Raw genomic sequence first — 18,205 nt, 5'->3', positions numbered from 1 at the left:
GTTAAATAGCGCTACGAGTAAAATAAGTTTTTGCGGGCATCGTATAATGGCTATTACCTCAGCCTTCCAAGCTGATGACGCGGGTTCGATTCCCGCTGCCCGCTCCACACTTCTTGTGTGCTGATATAGCTCAGTTGGTAGAGCGCACCCTTGGTAAGGGTGAGGTCGGCAGTTCGAATCTGCCTATCAGCACCACTCTTCAGTCAATATTTATCAATTTGTTATATACTCAACAAACCCATGTTTGGTTGTGTGGTCGTAATGCCACTAAATACCGTGCCCAGAGGGACTATCCATGTCTAAAGAAAAATTCGAACGCGTAAAACCGCACGTTAACGTTGGTACAATCGGCCACGTTGACCACGGTAAAACAACTCTAACAGCTGCTATCTGTACTACACTTGCAAAAGTGTACGGTGGTGTTGCTAAAGACTTCGCATCTATTGATAACGCTCCTGAAGAGCGCGAGCGCGGTATCACAATCTCTACTTCTCACGTAGAATACGATACTCCTACTCGTCACTACGCACACGTAGACTGTCCTGGACACGCCGATTATGTTAAAAACATGATCACTGGTGCTGCTCAAATGGATGGTGGTATCCTAGTTGTTGCTGCAACTGATGGTCCTATGCCTCAAACTCGTGAGCACATCCTACTTGGTCGTCAAGTTGGTATTCCTTACATCATCGTATTCATGAACAAGTGTGACATGGTTGATGATGAAGAACTACTTGAACTAGTAGAGATGGAAGTTCGTGAACTTCTTTCTGAGTACGATTTCCCAGGTGATGATTGCCCAGTAATCATGGGTTCTGCACTAGGCGCGCTAAACGGCGAAGCTGAGTGGGAAGCTAAGATTGTTGAACTAGCTGAAGCTCTAGATTCTTACATTCCAGAGCCAGAGCGTGCTATCGATCTACCATTCATCCTTCCAATCGAAGATGTTTTCTCAATCCAAGGCCGTGGTACTGTTGTAACTGGTCGTATTGAGCAAGGTATCGTTAAAGTTGGTGACGAAGTAGCTATCATCGGTATCAAAGACACTATCACTACTACATGTACTGGTGTTGAGATGTTCCGTAAGCTTCTTGACGAAGGCCGTGCTGGTGAGAACGTTGGTGTTCTACTACGTGGTACTAAGCGTGATGACGTTGAACGTGGTCAAGTTCTTGCTAAGCCAGGTTCAATCACTCCACACACTACTTTCACTTCAGAAATCTATGTTCTTTCTAAAGATGAAGGTGGTCGTCACACTCCTTTCTTCAAAGGTTACCGTCCACAGTTCTACTTCCGTACAACTGACGTAACTGGTACTATCGAGTTACCAGAAGGCGTTGAAATGGTAATGCCTGGTGATAACATCTCTATGACTGTTACTCTAATCGCACCTATCGCGATGGATGAAGGTCTACGTTTTGCTATCCGTGAAGGTGGCCGTACAGTTGGTGCTGGTGTTGTTGCAACTATCGTTGCATAAGCTACGCTAATATCGTTGAATTAAATTTGACGATAGAGCACTAAAGAGGGCATCATTTGATGCCCTTTTTCTACACTTTAACTTGAAATTGCATATTTTTTGTTCAAAGTATGGAAGTGAAATTTCGTAAAGATGAAGTTTTTAATAATGTTATTAAAGGGTTAGCCCTTTCCTTCATCCTAGACCTCGCCCACGCGGGGTCATTTTCGTCTAGATGATTAAGACTAGTTACAGGTTGGTTGTATGAAAGCGAATGCCGAAAACCAAGAAAGCGAAAGCAAAATGGATGGCCTGAAATGGGTCGTGGTTTTTGCTTTGCTAGCTGCTGCTGTGGTTGGTAATTACCTATACAGTGATGTTTCTGTTGTTTTGCGCTCTTCTGCTGTAGTAGCCCTAGTGGTTATTGCTGGTATTTTTGCCGCATTAACAGCTAAAGGTAAATCCGTGGTTACGTTCGCACGTGAATCGCGCATGGAAGTCCGCAAAGTAGTGTGGCCTACTCGTCAGGAAGCTACGCAGACAACCTTTATTGTTCTAGCAGTCACTGTCGTAATGGCATTAGCCCTTTGGGGTATTGATGGCATTATGGTCCGTTTAGTGCGCCTAGTTACTGGCGCGTGAGGTAAGAATTCATGATCGAAGCTCCAAAAAAACGTTGGTATGTAGTACAGGCTTTTTCAGGTTTTGAAGGCCGTGTAGCGCAATCACTACGTGAACATATCAAAATTCATGGTATGGAAGAGCACTTTGACGAGGTTTTAGTACCGACGGAAGAAGTGGTAGAAATGCGTGCTGGCCAACGCCGTAAAAGTGAGCGTAAGTTTTTCCCAGGTTATGTACTTGTACAGATGGTGATGAACGATGAAACATGGCACCTTGTACGTAGTATCCCTCGCGTAATGGGATTCATTGGCGGTACGTCTGATCGTCCAGCACCTATTTCTGATAAAGAAGCTGATGCGATTTTAAACCGTTTACAACAAGCTAGTGAGTCTCCAGTACATAAAACAGTATTTGAACCTGGTGAAGTGGTACGTGTGACTGATGGTCCATTTGCTGACTTTAATGGTACGATTGAATCTGTAGATTATGATAAGAGCCGTGTTAAGGTTTCTGTATCAATCTTTGGTCGTGCAACACCAGTAGAACTAGAGTTCGGTCAAATCGAAAAGAACTGATCAAATTCTGCTCAACTCGTATTGTCAGGGGCGTGGAATTAGGCTATAATTTCGCGCCCTTTCGTTAGACGGGGAGTCTATTTGTTTAAGATAGACGTTTGAACCCAAAATTAGGTATATAGCAATGGCTAAAAAAGTAGAAGCTTACATCAAGCTGCAAGTTGCAGCTGGTGCAGCAAATCCAAGTCCACCAGTTGGTCCAGCTCTTGGTCAACATGGTGTAAACATCATGGAATTCTGTAAGGCGTTTAACGCTAAGACTGACTCAGTAGAGAAAGGTCTTCCGACTCCTGTTGTTATCACTGTTTACAGTGACCGTTCTTTCACGTTCATCACTAAGACACCACCTGCTGCAGTTCTTCTGCTTAAAGCTGCTGGTCTTAAGTCTGGTTCTGGCCGTCCGAACACTGACAAAGTGGGTACTGTAACTGACGCTCAGATCCAAGAGATCGCTGAGACTAAAGCTGCAGACATGACTGGTGCTGACATTGAAGCTATGAAGCGTTCAATTGCTGGTACTGCTCGCTCAATGGGCCTAGTGGTAGAGGGTTAAGATAATGGCTAAACTGACTAAGCGCATGCGCGTTATCCGTGACAAAGTTGATGCTACTCGTGAATACGACATCACTGAAGCTGTTGCTCTTCTTAAAGAACTAGCTACTGCTAAATTCGTTGAAAGTGTTGACGTTGCTGTTAACCTTGGCATCGATGCACGTAAATCAGACCAAAACGTTCGTGGTGCAACTGTACTACCTAACGGTACTGGCCGTGATATCCGTGTTGCTGTATTTACACAAGGCGCAAACGCTGAAGCTGCTAAAGAAGCTGGCGCTGAGCTTGTAGGTATGGAAGATCTAGCTGCTCTTGTTAAGAAAGGCGAAATGAACTTTGACGTAGTTATCGCATCTCCTGATGCAATGCGCGTTGTAGGTCAACTTGGTACCATTCTTGGTCCACGTGGTCTTATGCCAAACCCTAAAGTTGGTACTGTAACTCCTAACGTTGCTGAAGCAGTTAAAAATGCTAAAGCTGGTCAGGTTCGTTACCGTAACGACAAAAATGGTATCATTCACACTACTATCGGTAAAGTGAACTTTGATGCCGCTCAACTACAAGAGAACCTTGAGTCTCTTCTAGTTGCACTGAAGCGCGCTAAGCCGTCTTCAGCGAAAGGTACTTTCATCAAGAAAGTAAGCATCTCTACCACTATGGGTGCAGGTGTAGCGCTAGATCAGAACTCTCTGAAAGCGACAGTAGCGTAAACTAATTTGCAGAAGCGATAAGTTAGTGTATAATTTGTCGCTTCCGAATTCGTGGCTGAGGTTGATTGATTTCAATTAACCTCCGTCAAAGACCGTAGGTGTTTTTCGGAACTTAATTTACCTACGTAGACGGTGCCAGAACATGATTGATGTAAGTCTTTTTTGGATCTGCGCCGTAAAACTCTCCTGTCAACCGGCAGTGAGTGGTGTAAATGCTGGGGATACCCAGAAATTATCCAGGAGCAAATCCAATGGCATTAAATCTTCAAGACAAAAAAGCAATTGTTGCTGAAGTCAACGAAGCTGCCAATGGTGCCCTGTCTGCAGTTGTTGCTGACTCTCGCGGTGTTAGTGTGTGTGCAATGACAACTCTACGTAAACAAGCTCGTGAAGCTGGCGTTTACCTACGAGTTGTTCGTAACACATTAGCACGTCGTGCAGTTGAAGGTACTAACTTTGAATGTCTACAAGACGTTTTCGTTGGTCCTTCACTAATCGGCTTCTCTAATGAGCACCCAGGTGCTGCAGCGCGTCTTTTCAAAGACTTCGCTAAAGAGAACAAAAGCTTCGAGATCAAAGCTGCTGCATTCGAAGGCACTATTGCCAACGCTGATGTACTAGCAACTCTACCAACTTACGACGAAGCTATCGCACGCTTAATGATGTGCATGAAAGAAGCGTCTGCTGGTAAACTTGTACGTACTATCGCGGCTGTACGTGATCAGAAAGAAGAAGCTGCTGCTTAATTGCAGTGCTTTATCTGATTACTATTTATATTTATTGTTGACTTTAAAAGAGAATTGTTATGTCTATCACTAACGAGCAAATCCTAGACGCAGTTGCAGAAATGTCTGTAATGCAAGTTGTTGAGCTTATCGAAGCTATGGAAGAAAAATTCGGTGTTTCTGCTGCTGCTGCAGTAGTTGCTGGCGGCGCTGCTGCTGAAGTTGAAGAGCAAACTGAATTTGACGTAATCCTAACAGCTGCTGGCGCTAACAAAGTACAAGTTATCAAAGCTGTACGTGGCGCAACTGGTCTTGGTCTTAAAGAAGCTAAAGCTGTAGTTGACGGCGCTCCTGCTGCTGTTAAAGAAGGCGTAGATAAAGCTGAAGCTGAAGCTCTTAAAGCTCAATTAGAAGAAGCTGGTGCTTCTGTTGAAGTTAAATAATTATTATTTGATTTCATAGCCTTTTATGGCTATTGGCTGGTGGCAAAAATGCCACCGGCCTTTTTGCGCTATAGACCGGTGGTATTTTTACCTTGTTTTGTATCCACTGTCTGCGTGAAAAATATTCTAGTTTTATTAGAATATTCCTACTATAAAAAACAACGATTAGTCACTACCCCCGCATGTGATATGGGGTAGTTTGGATCACTTATCAGCGATCTGAGGAACCTATGGTTTACTCTTATACCGAGAAAAAGCGTATCCGTAAGGATTTTGGTAAGCGTCCACAAGTGTTGGATGCACCATACTTGCTATCGATCCAGCTTGATTCTTTCCAAAAATTTATCGAGCAGGATCCAGAAGGGCATTACGGTCTAGAAGCTGCCTTTCGCTCTGTTTTTCCAATCCAGAGCTATAATGGCAATTCCGAGCTGCAATACGTTAGCTATCGTCTCGGTGAGCCGGTCTTCGATGTCAAAGAATGTCAAATTCGTGGCGTAACTTATTCTGCTCCACTACGCGTGAAGCTACGTCTGGTCATGTATGACCGTGATGCGCCGGCTGGCACCGTAAAAGACATTAAAGAACAAGAAGTTTACATGGGCGAAATTCCGCTCATGACAGATAACGGTACATTCGTTATTAACGGTACCGAGAGGGTTATCGTATCTCAGCTGCACCGTAGTCCTGGTGTATTCTTTGACAGCGATAAGGGTAAAACCCACTCCTCAGGTAAAGTGTTATATAACGCTCGTGTTATCCCTTACCGTGGTTCATGGTTGGATTTCGAGTTCGATCCTAAGGATAATCTTTTCGTACGTATCGACCGTCGTCGTAAATTACCTGCGTCTATTATCCTTCGCGCACTTAACTACACAACTGAACAGATCCTTGACATGTTCTTCGAGAAAATTAATTTCGAAGTACGTGGTAAGTCTCTAGTTATGGAGTTAGTACCTGAGCGTTTACGTGGCGAAACTGCAAGCTTTGATATTGAAGCGAACGGTACAGTTTACGTAGAGCAAGGTCGTCGTATCACTGCTCGTCATATTCGTCAATTGGCGAAAGATGGCATTGATAGTATCGAAGTACCTGTTGAATATATCGTTGGTAAAATCGCAGCACGCGATTACATCAATGAAGAAACTGGCGAACTGATTGTTACGGCTAACCAAGAATTAAGCTTGGAAGCATTAGCACTTCTATCTCAGGCTGGCCATAAAGCTATTGAAGTTCTATTTACGAACGATTTAGACAATGGTCCGTACATGTCAGACACACTACGTGTGGATAACAGTACTGATCGTTTGAGTGCATTGGTAGAAATCTACCGCATGATGCGCCCTGGCGAGCCACCAACACGCGAAGCAGCTGATCAATTATTTGAAAGCTTGTTCTTCTCAGAAGATCGTTACGATCTTTCTGCTGTTGGTCGTATGAAGTTTAACAGCTCTCTACTTCGTGATGAAATCACTGGTTCTGGTATTCTAGACCATGATGACATCATTGATGTTATGCGTAAGCTGATCGATATTCGTAACGGCAAAGGCGTGGTTGATGATATCGATCACCTTGGTAACCGTCGTATTCGTTCTGTTGGCGAAATGGCTGAAAACCAATTCCGTGTAGGTTTAGTTCGGGTTGAGCGTGCTGTTAAAGAACGTCTAAGTTTAGGCGATCTTGATGCAATCATGCCGCAAGATCTAATCAATGCGAAGCCAATTTCTGCGGCAGTGAAAGAGTTCTTTGGCTCTTCTCAGTTGTCACAGTTTATGGACCAGAACAACCCACTGTCAGAAGTTACTCACAAACGTCGTATCTCGGCGCTTGGTCCAGGTGGTCTGACTCGTGAACGTGCTGGCTTTGAAGTTCGAGACGTACACGCGACGCACTACGGTCGCCTATGTCCTATCGAAACTCCAGAAGGTCCAAACATCGGTCTAATCAACTCGCTAGCTGTATTTGCGCGTTGTAACTCTTACGGTTTCTTGGAAACACCTTACCGTAAAGTTGTTGATGGACAAGTAACAGATCAAATTGAATACCTATCAGCGATTGAAGAAGGTCTATACGTTATTGCACAGGCAAACGCCGCGCTTAACGAAGATGGTTCTTTTGCTGACGAATTGATCACTGCACGTCAAAGTGGCGATTCAGGTTTGCACCCACGCGACCATGTTCAGTACATGGACGTTGCAACAAACCAGATCGTATCTGTGGCGGCATCGCTTATTCCGTTCCTAGAACACGATGATGCTAACCGTGCCCTTATGGGTGCGAACATGCAACGTCAGGCAGTTCCTACTATTCGCTCTGATAAGCCTTTAGTTGGTACTGGTATTGAACGTCAAATCGGTGTTGATTCAGGTGTTACGGCTGTCGCTAAACGTGGCGGTCAGGTTCAGTCTGTAGATGCTTCTCGTATCGTTATCAAAGTTAACGAAGACGAATTGATTCCTGGTGAAGCCGGTATCGATATCTACAACTTAACTAAGTACACTCGTTCTAACCAGAACACATGTATTAACCAGCGTCCAACCGTACTACCTGGCGAGCCAGTAGCACGTGGTGATGTGCTTGCTGATGGTCCTTCAACAGACCTTGGTGAGCTAGCGCTTGGTCAAAACATGCGTATCGCGTTCATGCCTTGGAACGGTTACAACTTCGAAGACTCCATCTTAGTTTCTGAGCGTGTAGTTCAGGAAGATCGTTTCACTACTATCCACATTCAAGAGCTTTCTTGTGTGGCGCGTGATACGAAGCTAGGTTCTGAAGAAATCACTGCAGATATCCCTAACGTGGGTGAAGCAGCGCTTTCTAAGTTGGACGAATCAGGTATCGTTTACATCGGTGCAGAAGTGAAGGGTGGCGACATCCTAGTTGGTAAAGTGACACCTAAGGGTGAAACACAACTAACACCTGAAGAGAAGCTTCTACGAGCTATCTTTGGTGAAAAAGCTTCTGACGTTAAAGATTCATCTCTACGTGTTCCTGGTAGTGTTACTGGTACGATCATTGACGTACAAGTATTTACTCGTGATGGCGTTGAGAAAGACAAGCGTGCTCTTGAAATTGAAGAGATGCAGCTGAAAGAAGCGAAGAAAGATATCACAGAAGAATTCCAGATCCTTGAGGGTGGTCTTCTTGCTCGTGTTCGTACGCTTCTACTATCTGCAGGTTACGGCGAAGAGAAAATCTCTACAATGAACCGCGATACGTTGTTTGCACAAACGCTTGACGACGAATCTTTACAAAACCAATTGGAACAGCTTGCAGAACAGTATGATGAACTGAAAGCTGAGTTCGATAAGAAGTTTGAAACTAAACGTCGTAAAATCACTCAGGGTGATGACTTAGCACCTGGCGTACTTAAGATTGTTAAAGTATACCTAGCTGTTCGTCGTCGCATTCAACCTGGTGATAAGATGGCAGGTCGTCACGGTAACAAGGGTGTAATCTCTAAGATCAACCCTGTTGAAGACATGCCATACGATGAAAAAGGTCAGACTGTTGATATCGTTCTGAACCCATTGGGTGTACCGTCTCGTATGAACATCGGTCAGATCCTTGAGACTCACTTAGGTCTTGCGGCGAAAGGTATCGGTGACAAACTTAACGATATGCTGAAAGAACAGCAGGAGTTACATAAGTTCCGTAACTTCCTACAACGTGTTTACAATCTTGGTGATACTCGCCAGAAGGTTGACATTGCTGAACTATCAGACGAAGAAGTACGTACACTTGTACAAAACCTTCGTAAAGGTCTACCTATTGCAACGCCTGTATTTGATGGTTGTCCAGAATCATCTATCAAAGAGTTGTTGCAACTTGGTGATCTACCAACGTCTGGTCAGCTGAAGTTGTTTGATGGCCGTACTGGTGACCCGTTTGAGCGTCCTGTAACTGTTGGTTACATGTACATGCTTAAACTGAACCACTTGGTTGATGACAAGATGCACGCCCGTTCTACCGGTTCTTACAGCCTTGTTACTCAGCAGCCGCTGGGTGGTAAAGCTCAGTTCGGTGGTCAGCGTTTCGGTGAGATGGAAGTATGGGCGCTTGAAGCATATGGCGCAGCGTACACCCTTCAAGAAATGCTAACCGTTAAGTCAGATGACGTTAACGGCCGTACGAAGATGTATAAAAACATCGTTGACGGTGATCATCGTATGGAACCTGGTATGCCGGAATCATTCAACGTATTGTTGAAAGAAATCCGCTCGTTGGGTATCAACATCGAGCTGGAAGACAAATAAATTTAGGTTAGTCACCTATACTTATTAGTTACTCCGGTATAAATATGAAGGCGCCAGTAGTCCTGGCGCCTTTATGGGTCAACTCCTCACAGGAGCCGAATGTGAAAGACTTACTTAAGTTTCTGAAAGCACAACATAAGACCGAAGAATTTGATGCTATCAAAATCGGTCTAGCTTCACCTGACATGATCCGTTCATGGTCTTTTGGTGAAGTTAAAAAGCCAGAAACAATCAACTATCGTACCTTCAAGCCTGAGCGTGACGGTCTTTTCTGTGCACGTATCTTTGGCCCGGTAAAAGACTACGAGTGTCTTTGTGGTAAATACAAGCGCTTGAAGCACCGTGGTGTGATCTGTGAAAAATGTGGTGTTGAAGTTACTCAGACTAAAGTACGCCGTGAGCGTATGGGTCACATTGAGCTTGCTTCACCTGTTGCCCACATCTGGTTCTTAAAGTCACTGCCATCTCGTATTGGTCTGTTAATGGACATGCCTCTACGTGATATCGAACGTGTACTTTATTTTGAATCATACGTAGTTATCGAACCTGGTATGACCAACCTTGAGCGTAGCCAACTGCTTTCTGAAGAGCAGTACTTGGATGCACTTGAAGAGTGGGGCGACGAGTTCGACGCGAAGATGGGCGCAGAAGCGGTTAAAGCACTTTTAGGCAATATGGACCTAAATGCTGAAATCGAAAATATGCGTGAAGAGCTAGAAGAAACTAACTCTGAAACTAAGCGTAAGAAATTAACCAAGCGTCTTAAGCTTGTAGAAGCATTCCTACAGTCTGGAAACAACCCTGAGTGGATGATCCTGTCTGTACTGCCAGTATTACCGCCGGATCTTCGTCCGTTGGTACCACTAGACGGCGGCCGTTTCGCGACTTCAGATCTTAACGATCTTTACCGTCGTGTAATTAACCGTAATAACCGTCTGAAGCGTCTACTTGACCTGGCTGCTCCTGATATCATCGTACGTAACGAAAAGCGTATGTTGCAGGAATCTGTTGATGCATTGCTAGATAACGGTCGTCGTGGCCGCGCTATTACAGGCTCTAACAAGCGTCCTCTGAAATCTTTGGCTGACATGATCAAAGGTAAGCAGGGTCGTTTCCGTCAGAACTTGCTAGGTAAGCGTGTTGACTACTCTGGTCGTTCTGTTATCACCGTAGGTCCATACTTACGTTTGCATCAGTGTGGTCTTCCTAAGAAGATGGCACTTGAGCTATTTAAGCCATTCATCTACGGCAAGCTAGAAGCTCGTGGTCTTGCGACTACTATCAAAGCTGCTAAGAAGATGGTTGAGCGCGAAGAAGCGATTGTTTGGGATATCCTAGACGAAGTTATTCGTGAACATCCAGTAATGCTAAACCGTGCACCTACATTGCACCGTCTTGGTATTCAGGCGTTTGAACCAATCCTTATCGAAGGTAAAGCGATTCAGCTTCACCCACTAGTGTGTGCGGCATACAACGCCGACTTCGATGGTGACCAGATGGCGGTTCACTTGCCATTGACTCTTGAAGCGCAGCTTGAAGCTCGTGCTCTAATGATGTCAACTAACAACATCCTTTCACCTGCATCAGGTGATCCGATCATCGTACCTTCTCAGGACGTTGTATTGGGTCTTTACTACATGACGCGTGAGAAAATCAACGCGAAGGGTGAAGGCATGTTCCTTGCTGGACCAGCGGAAGCTGAGAAAGCATACCTTACTAAGACGGCAGAGCTTCACGCTCGCGTTAAAGTACGTATCACAGAATTTGTGAAAGACGAGCAGGGTAACTTTGCCGAGAAGACTGGCTTAGTTGATACTACTGTTGGTCGTGCAATGCTATGGCCTATCGTTCCTAAAGGTCTGCCATTTAGCCTTGTAAACACTGAAGCACTTGGTAAGAAGCAGATTTCTAAGCTTCTTAACACTTGTTACCGTAAGTTGGGCATGAAAGATACTGTTATCTTTGCTGACCAAATTATGTACACAGGTTTTGCTTACGCGGCACTTTCTGGTGTATCTGTTGGTATCGACGATATGGTTGTACCTGCGGCTAAGTACACTAAGATCGCTGAAGCTGAAGCAGAAGTTGCTGAAATTCAAGAGCAGTTCCAGTCAGGTCTTGTGACTGCTGGTGAACGTTACAACAAAGTTATCGATATCTGGGCTACAGCCAACGAACAAGTTGCTAAAGCGATGATGGATAACCTGTCTTTTGAAACTGTCATGAATCGTGACGGCGAAGAAGAACAGCAAAAATCGTTCAACAGTGTATACATGATGGCCGATTCTGGTGCGCGTGGTTCTGCTGCACAGATTCGTCAGTTGGCGGGTATGCGTGGTCTGATGGCTAAGCCGGATGGCTCAATCATCGAAACGCCGATCACTGCGAACTTCCGTGAAGGTCTAAACGTACTCCAGTACTTTATCTCTACACACGGTGCTCGTAAGGGTCTTGCGGATACCGCACTTAAGACAGCGAACTCAGGTTACCTAACGCGTCGTCTAGTAGACGTTGCGCAAGACGTGGTAATCACAGCAGATGACTGTGGTACTCACGCTGGTATCACCATGATGCCTCTTATCGAGGGTGGTGATGTTAAGGAACAACTTGGTGATCGTGTTCTTGGTCGTGTTGTTGCTGAAGATGTCTTTATTCCTGGTACAGAAGAAGTTCTAGCACCACGTAATACACTTCTTGATGAGAAGTGGTGTGAGATCCTAGAAGCGAACTCTGTTGACCAAGTTAAAGTACGTTCTGTTGTAACGTGTGAAAATGACTTCGGTTGTTGTAAGTTCTGTTACGGTCGTGACCTTGCTCGTGGTCACCTGATCAACTCAGGTGAAGCAGTAGGTGTTGTTGCAGCGCAGTCTATCGGTGAACCTGGTACACAGCTAACAATGCGTACGTTCCACATCGGTGGTGCAGCATCAGCAGCAGCTGCAGATAATAAGATCGTAGTGAAAACTACTGGTTCTATGAAACTGCACAATGCGAAGTTCGTAACTAACAATGCTGGTAAGCTTGTAATTACTTCTCGTGCATCTGAGCTAAGCATCATTGATAAGCTTGGTCGTACGAAAGAGAACTACAAACTGTCTTACGGTACGTTGCTAACTAAAGGTGATGGCGCCGAGGTTGTTGCTGGTGAAACAGTAGCAAACTGGGAAGCTCACACCATGCCAATCATCACTGAAGTGGCTGGTCGTATCCAGTTCGTTGATATGATCGATGGCGTTACAGTTTCTCGTCAAACAGATGATCTAACAGGTCTATCTTCAAGCGAAGTAACTGATCCAGCAGCACGCCCAGCAGCAGGTAAAGATATGCGTCCAGCTATCAAACTTGTTGATATGGATGGTAACGATGTAATGATCCCTGGTACTGAAATGCCAGCTCAATACTTCCTACCTGGTAAGGCGATTGTTCAGCTTGACGACGGCGCTATGGTTGGTATCGGTGATACGCTTGCACGTATTCCGCAAAAATCTGGCGGTAACAAGGATATCACGGGTGGTCTACCACGCGTTGCTGACTTGTTTGAAGCACGTAAACCAAAAGAGCCAGCTATCTTGGCTGAAATTACCGGTGCAATTTCATTCGGTAAAGAGACCAAAGGTAAGCGTCGTTTGATCATCACTCCAACAGATGGTCAGCCGTACGAAGAGATGATTCTGAAGCATCGCCAACTTAACGTTTTCGAAGGTGAAAAAGTTGAGAAGGGTGACGTAATTGCTGATGGTCCTGAAACTCCGCACGATATTCTACGTCTACGTGGTGTTCACGCAGTAGCAGAATACATCGTTAACGAAGTACAGGAAGTTTACCGTCTACAAGGCGTTAAGATTAATGATAAGCACATTGAGACTATCATTCGTCAAATGCTACGTAAGGTAACTATCACTGTTGCTGGTGACTCTGACTTCCTAGAAGGCGAGCAAGTTGAATTCTCTCGCGTAACGATTGCTAACCGTCAGCTTGAAGCTGAAGGTAAGACATTAGTAAGCTTCACTCGTGACTTACTAGGTATTACTAAAGCATCGCTTGCGACTGAGTCATTCATCTCAGCAGCATCGTTCCAGGAAACAACGCGCGTTCTAACAGAAGCAGCTGTTTCTGGTAAGCGTGATGAGCTTCGTGGTCTGAAAGAAAACGTAATCGTGGGTCGTTTGATCCCTGCGGGTACTGGTTTCTCTTACCACCTACGTCGCCAGAACCAACGTAATGTTGAGCTGGAGCCAGTAGCACCACAAGTTGATGCAGAGCAAGCCTCTCAAGACTTAGCGGCACTATTGAATGCAGGTCTTAACGACGAGAATTAATTCTTATCGTGACTGATTCTAAAAGGCATCCTTCGGGGTGCCTTTTTTATTGGCTGCTATTTGGGATTTGAGAATAATTATAAGGTTCGAGGTGTGCAGAAATAGGTGGCAGCAAGGTTACTGCCACAATAATTAATGAGTGATATTGCTATTGATGCTGGTGGTTAAGCACCAGGAGGACAAGCAAGGCTATCACTGATTAATTCAATCAACTTATCTTCTAGCGCAAAGCGTGATTCCATTAATTCACCAATCTGTGATAAATCATTATCAAGGGTATCTAATGGGTCGTTATCATTAATAGCACCATAGCGATCATTAAAATTTAATAAAGGCTCGGTGGTTAGGGTGATTTTCACATAGAGGGCAGACATTTCTTCTGTGGGTGAAAAGCCTGTTTGATGCCAGCGTGCCATTACGTTATCGTAAATCTTGAAGTGACCGGCTGAAATATAATCAACAAGATCTTCACTAAATAAACATAGCTTGGACGCGGTAGGTAAATGACGATTATCATCATTGGGAGTGATACCGATTAGCTTACAGTAATCGATCAGCAGTTGTTGGCGCATCATTAGCCATTGATCAATAACATCGTTATGGCCGCCCCATTCTTTTTTAACTTGTTCAAATTTACTTAGCATGAGCACATCCTCATGATCTATCAGCATCTTAATTGGATGCTTGTGCGATCCGGCTCTTGATATAAGAGATATGGTTTCGGATAAATATTCCGTTTCAAGTTTAGATTGCCAGTAAATTTACGTCGCTGCAAGGATGAAAGTAATAAAAATGTTAAAAAATGAGAAATTGGCCTATTGGTGTGTGACTAGAAATGACAAGTTGTTGTTACAAAACGGGGAGTTGCCTTTATGTTTAAGTGAGCAACTTATTTGTAATACAACAACTAAACGAATTATTGGCTATTTTAATTCTATTCCTGTGTATTGGTTAGTTGATGAAAATGGCTTTAATGAGGCTGATTTTTTTAATCTAAGAGCATTATTAGGGGGTGATAACGCGTTGTTTGCGTTGGCTGGTAGATCTATTCAATTAGCTTATATGATCCAAACTCAACGCTTTTGTTGTCATTGTGGTCATCCGCTGCAATTAGATACTAAAGTGCTAGCGATGCATTGCTCTGGCTGTGAGAGTCTTCATTATCCGCGAGTATCGCCTTGTATCATTGTTGCTGTGCGAAAAGGTAACCACTTATTATTAGCTCAACATCCGCGTCATAAAACCGGTATGTATACCGTGATTGCCGGCTTTATTGAACCGGGTGAAACGGCAGAGCAATGTGTGGCTCGTGAAGTATTAGAAGAAACTGGAATTGCGGTAAAAAATATTCGGTATTTTGATAGTCAGCCATGGGCATTTCCATCTAATTTAATGCTAGGATTTATTGCAGATTATGCGGCTGGTGAGATTAAACCTGATTATGAAGAATTAACCGATGCAATGTGGGCCACCGCTGATAAATTACCAGAGATTGCACCGTTAGGAACTATTGCACGACGACTTATCGATACTACTTTGTTGATTAATGATGGAAATGATCAGCATTGATCAACGGTCAGTAAATAATTGCACTCGGTTGTTAAGATTAATGAGTGTTACAATATGACCCAGAATTAACCCATGGAGTCTCAAATGAGCGAATTAAAAAATGACCGCTATCTACGTGCATTGCTAAAGCAGCCCGTAGATTGCACACCTGTATGGATGATGCGTCAGGCTGGCCGTTACCTACCTGAGTATCGTGCAACACGTGGTGTTGCTGGTGACTTCATGTCGCTATGTAAAAATGCTGAATTAGCCAGTGAAGTTACGCTTCAGCCTTTGAAACGTTTTCCATTGGATGCTGCCATTTTATTTTCTGATATTTTGACCATTCCTGATGCGATGGGATTAGGGCTTTATTTTGAAGCTGGTGAAGGTCCTAAATTTAGTCATCCGATTACCTGTAAAGCCGATGTAGAACGCATTGGTGTGCCAGATCCTGAAGGTGAATTACAATATGTGATGAATGCGGTACGTCAAATTCGTCACGATCTACAAGGTGAAGTACCATTAATTGGTTTCTCTGGTAGTCCATGGACGCTGGCAACGTATATGGTTGAAGGTGGTAGCTCTAAGGCTTTCACTAAGATCAAGAAAATGATGTATGCCGAGCCTCAAACTCTTCATCTATTGCTTGATAAATTAGCCGATAGCGTAATTGAGTATTTAAATGCTCAAATCAAAGCGGGTGCGCAGGCGATAATGGTATTTGACACATGGGGCGGTGTGTTAACCCCTCGTGATTACAATGAGTTCTCATTACGTTACATGCATAAAATTGTTGATGGCTTAATTCGTGAGAATGATGGTCGTCGTGTGCCTGTGACGCTGTTTACTAAAAATGGTGGCATGTGGCTTGAGCAAATTGCAGCAACGGGTTGTGATGCGATTGGTTTAGATTGGACAATTGATATTCGCGATGCAAAACGTCGTGTGGGCGATAAAGTTGCTCTTCAGGGTAATATGGATCCATCGGTTCTTTATGCTCAGCCTGAACGTATTCGCCAAGAAGTCGCGACTATCTTAGAAGGTTTTGGTGATACGGGTACTGGTCATGTATTTAATTTAGGCCATGGTATTCATCTTGACGTGCCGCCTGAAAATGCTGGTGTATTTGTTGATGCTGTACATGAATTATCAAAGCCATACCATAAATAACCCATGTTTTAGAAATACACTTTAAACAGTGTATTGCAAACTCAAGGTTGATAAAGAACCACACCATTGCGGTGTGGTTTTTTTTATCATTATTTTCTGGATGCTAAAAAGACAGACGAAGCAAGCATGATCTTACTAGGATCGTTATTGTTATCAAGATGTATCTTAATGACAAGGTTAATAGTTAGTGGTCTAATCTATTAATAACCTCTTTTAAAATCAATAAGATAGTTAAGTTTTTGCTGTTGTTGAAAACGTAAGTAGTTAGCTTTAAATATCGTAAATACTTGTTCTGGGAAGCTTTCTGCTGCGATGTGTGGCGTAATGGTGATCTTTGGATGGTGCCAGAAGGGATGATCTGGCGTGGGAGGTTCTATTTTAAATACATCAATAAAAGCATGAGCGATATGTTGTTGCTCCAATGCCATTAGTAGCCCTTGTTCATTAACAGCGTTACCACGACCAACATTGAAAAATAGCATATTTTTGCAATGGCTAAAGTTATCTTGATCAAAAAGATCATTAGTGTCAGTGGTCGCAGGCAAGGTGGAAATCACATAATCAGCTTGAGTCAGGGCGGTATTTAAGGCTGTGATGGCATAAGTTTGCTGAAAATCAGTACTGACGGTGATACCACTGCGATTAACACCAATGATATGGCAGCCAAATACGGCTCCAACCTTTGCTAAGTGCTGCCCGATGGTGCCGGTACCGATAATGACCATGGTTTTACCCACCATGGATTGGTAAGGATGTGATTGCCAATGTGATAGCTGTTGTTGTGCCTTATAGCGAGGAAAATGACGTTGGTGGTTGATAATATGACCTACAATATATTCGGCGATCAGAGGGCCAAAGATACCGCGAATATTAGTGAGTTGATAATTTTGTCTGATCTCAGGGCTAATGAGCGTATCAATACCTGCATAAGTGGATTGTAGCCATTGTAAATGTGGATATTTTGCTAAATGAGGCGCAATTAAAGGAGGATCAGCAAGTAACACTGTTGCTTGTTGCGGATCTTCCGTTATTTCCAGCTGTGGTAGCTGTGCGTTAGTCAGTAATTGTACATAACGTTGCTGTTGGCGAGAGACGATCTTAACTTTGATCATGCTTTTCCTTTTGTAGCCTTCGTTTATCAAGTAAACTTCAACCTAAATCACTACTGTAGATTATCCCATGCTTAAGAATCCAATCCAGTTACGTTTAGAAAAATTAGAACCTTGGCAACATCTTACTTTTATGGTGTCGTTATGTGAGCGTATGTATCCGAACTACGCTTTTTTCTGTGCTGAAACACAGTTTACAGATGGTCAACGTTACCGAGTGATCTTAGATAGCGTGTGGGAGATCCTCACGGTTAAAAATGCCAAAATTAACTTTGAAAGTCAGCTTGAAAAGTTAGAAGACATGGTACCAAGTGAAAATGATTACGATCTATATGCTGTGCGTCCTGCGATTGATGCTTGTGTTGCCTTAGCTGATCTTCTACATGCAATGTTGGATCGTGATTTGATGTTGGAAACGGTCGTTAAGTTAAGTGCTTTATCTGCCGAAACCGTGGCAGATTTAGAGTTTGCACAAACCGGTATTGAAATTACTAACGATAATCAAAAACAAAATGAAGCAGTATGCGCTGAGTGGGATACTCAGTGGGAAATTTTCCGCGCGCTAAAAGAAGCAGAGCGTCGTGATATTGACTTGATAAAAGATTTACGTGCTGAATTACGTGATGAGCCAATCAGTAATATCGGTATTGAATGTAACTAGTTGTTAGTTATTAATTCAATAAAAAAAGAAGCCGATGGCTTCTTTTTTTTT

14 protein-coding genes and 2 tRNA genes are annotated in these 18,205 nt (G+C 43.6%); 14 read left to right on the top strand and 2 right to left on the bottom strand.

All coding sequences use genetic code 11. The features are described from left to right. Window positions 1-32: 32 nt before the first annotated feature. The 11 genes from OC457_RS13125 (at window position 33) to rpoC (ending at window position 13,663) form a co-directional block, all read left to right on the top strand. Window positions 33-107: transfer RNA gene (locus tag OC457_RS13125), tRNA-Gly, on the top strand. 12 nt (window positions 108-119) lie between these two features. Then, window positions 120-195: transfer RNA gene (locus OC457_RS13120), tRNA-Thr, on the top strand. Window positions 196-295: 100 nt separating this feature from the next. Then, window positions 296-1,480: an elongation factor Tu gene (gene tuf / locus OC457_RS13115; RefSeq protein WP_256383349.1), complete on the top strand. Its 1,185-nt coding sequence runs from the start codon at window positions 296-298 to the stop codon at window positions 1,478-1,480. Between the two features lie 243 nt (window positions 1,481-1,723). After that, entirely contained in the window at window positions 1,724-2,101 is a 378-nt protein-coding gene (secE, locus tag OC457_RS13110; protein WP_080175051.1) for a preprotein translocase subunit SecE, read from the top strand. 11 nt (window positions 2,102-2,112) lie between these two features. Continuing rightward, complete coding sequence (gene nusG, locus OC457_RS13105; protein ID WP_045038844.1) at window positions 2,113-2,658, top strand: transcription termination/antitermination protein NusG; 546 nt, start codon at window positions 2,113-2,115, stop codon at window positions 2,656-2,658. Window positions 2,659-2,782: 124 nt separating this feature from the next. Beyond that, a complete protein-coding gene (gene rplK, locus OC457_RS13100; protein ID WP_080175050.1) occupies window positions 2,783-3,211 on the top strand; it encodes a 50S ribosomal protein L11 in 429 nt (142 codons plus the stop codon). Between the two features lie 4 nt (window positions 3,212-3,215). Then, window positions 3,216-3,920: a 50S ribosomal protein L1 gene (gene rplA / locus OC457_RS13095; RefSeq protein ID WP_080175049.1), complete on the top strand. Its 705-nt coding sequence runs from the start codon at window positions 3,216-3,218 to the stop codon at window positions 3,918-3,920. A 251-nt stretch (window positions 3,921-4,171) separates the two neighbouring features. After that, window positions 4,172-4,666 carry a 50S ribosomal protein L10 gene (gene rplJ, locus OC457_RS13090; RefSeq protein ID WP_080175048.1) on the top strand — a complete coding sequence of 165 codons (495 nt, stop codon included), beginning with the start codon at window positions 4,172-4,174 and terminating at the stop codon, window positions 4,664-4,666. Window positions 4,667-4,725: 59 nt separating this feature from the next. Next, window positions 4,726-5,088: a 50S ribosomal protein L7/L12 gene (gene rplL / locus OC457_RS13085; RefSeq protein WP_080175047.1), complete on the top strand. Its 363-nt coding sequence runs from the start codon at window positions 4,726-4,728 to the stop codon at window positions 5,086-5,088. 230 nt (window positions 5,089-5,318) lie between these two features. Next, complete coding sequence (rpoB, locus tag OC457_RS13080) at window positions 5,319-9,344, top strand: DNA-directed RNA polymerase subunit beta (RefSeq protein WP_080175046.1); 4,026 nt, start codon at window positions 5,319-5,321, stop codon at window positions 9,342-9,344. Window positions 9,345-9,445: 101 nt separating this feature from the next. After that, the gene (rpoC, locus tag OC457_RS13075; RefSeq protein WP_080175045.1) at window positions 9,446-13,663 is read left to right on the top strand and encodes a DNA-directed RNA polymerase subunit beta'; all 4,218 of its coding nucleotides are present in this window, start codon (window positions 9,446-9,448) and stop codon (window positions 13,661-13,663) included. Window positions 13,664-13,827: 164 nt separating this feature from the next. On the opposite strand, the gene OC457_RS13070 is transcribed toward rpoC, so the two are convergent. Further along, complete coding sequence (locus tag OC457_RS13070; RefSeq protein ID WP_080175044.1) at window positions 13,828-14,307, bottom strand: Rsd/AlgQ family anti-sigma factor; 480 nt, start codon at window positions 14,305-14,307, stop codon at window positions 13,828-13,830. A gap of 148 nt (window positions 14,308-14,455) precedes the next feature. On the opposite strand from OC457_RS13070, the gene nudC reads away from it, so the two are divergent. Together nudC and hemE are read left to right on the top strand one after the other, a co-directional pair. After that, complete coding sequence (gene nudC, locus OC457_RS13065) at window positions 14,456-15,232, top strand: NAD(+) diphosphatase (protein WP_080175043.1); 777 nt, start codon at window positions 14,456-14,458, stop codon at window positions 15,230-15,232. 84 nt (window positions 15,233-15,316) lie between these two features. Next, the gene (gene hemE, locus OC457_RS13060; RefSeq protein WP_080175042.1) at window positions 15,317-16,384 is read left to right on the top strand and encodes a uroporphyrinogen decarboxylase; all 1,068 of its coding nucleotides are present in this window, start codon (window positions 15,317-15,319) and stop codon (window positions 16,382-16,384) included. A gap of 200 nt (window positions 16,385-16,584) precedes the next feature. Here the strand turns inward: hemE and OC457_RS13055 are convergent, their stop codons facing one another. Further along, window positions 16,585-17,496, bottom strand: coding sequence for a D-2-hydroxyacid dehydrogenase (locus OC457_RS13055; RefSeq protein ID WP_080175041.1), 912 nt, complete (start codon window positions 17,494-17,496; stop codon window positions 16,585-16,587). Between the two features lie 67 nt (window positions 17,497-17,563). Between OC457_RS13055 and OC457_RS13050 the strand changes: the two genes are divergently transcribed. Then, the gene (locus OC457_RS13050; RefSeq protein ID WP_080175040.1) at window positions 17,564-18,154 is read left to right on the top strand and encodes a YjaG family protein; all 591 of its coding nucleotides are present in this window, start codon (window positions 17,564-17,566) and stop codon (window positions 18,152-18,154) included. The last annotated feature ends 51 nt before the right edge of the window (window positions 18,155-18,205 follow it).

The organism is Photobacterium toruni, from assembly GCF_024529955.1.
In the GTDB taxonomy this organism is placed as follows: Bacteria; Pseudomonadota; Gammaproteobacteria; order Enterobacterales; family Vibrionaceae; genus Photobacterium; species Photobacterium toruni.
Note: the sequence above shows the minus strand (reverse complement) of the source record. Positions and strands in the feature narration are given on the sequence as shown.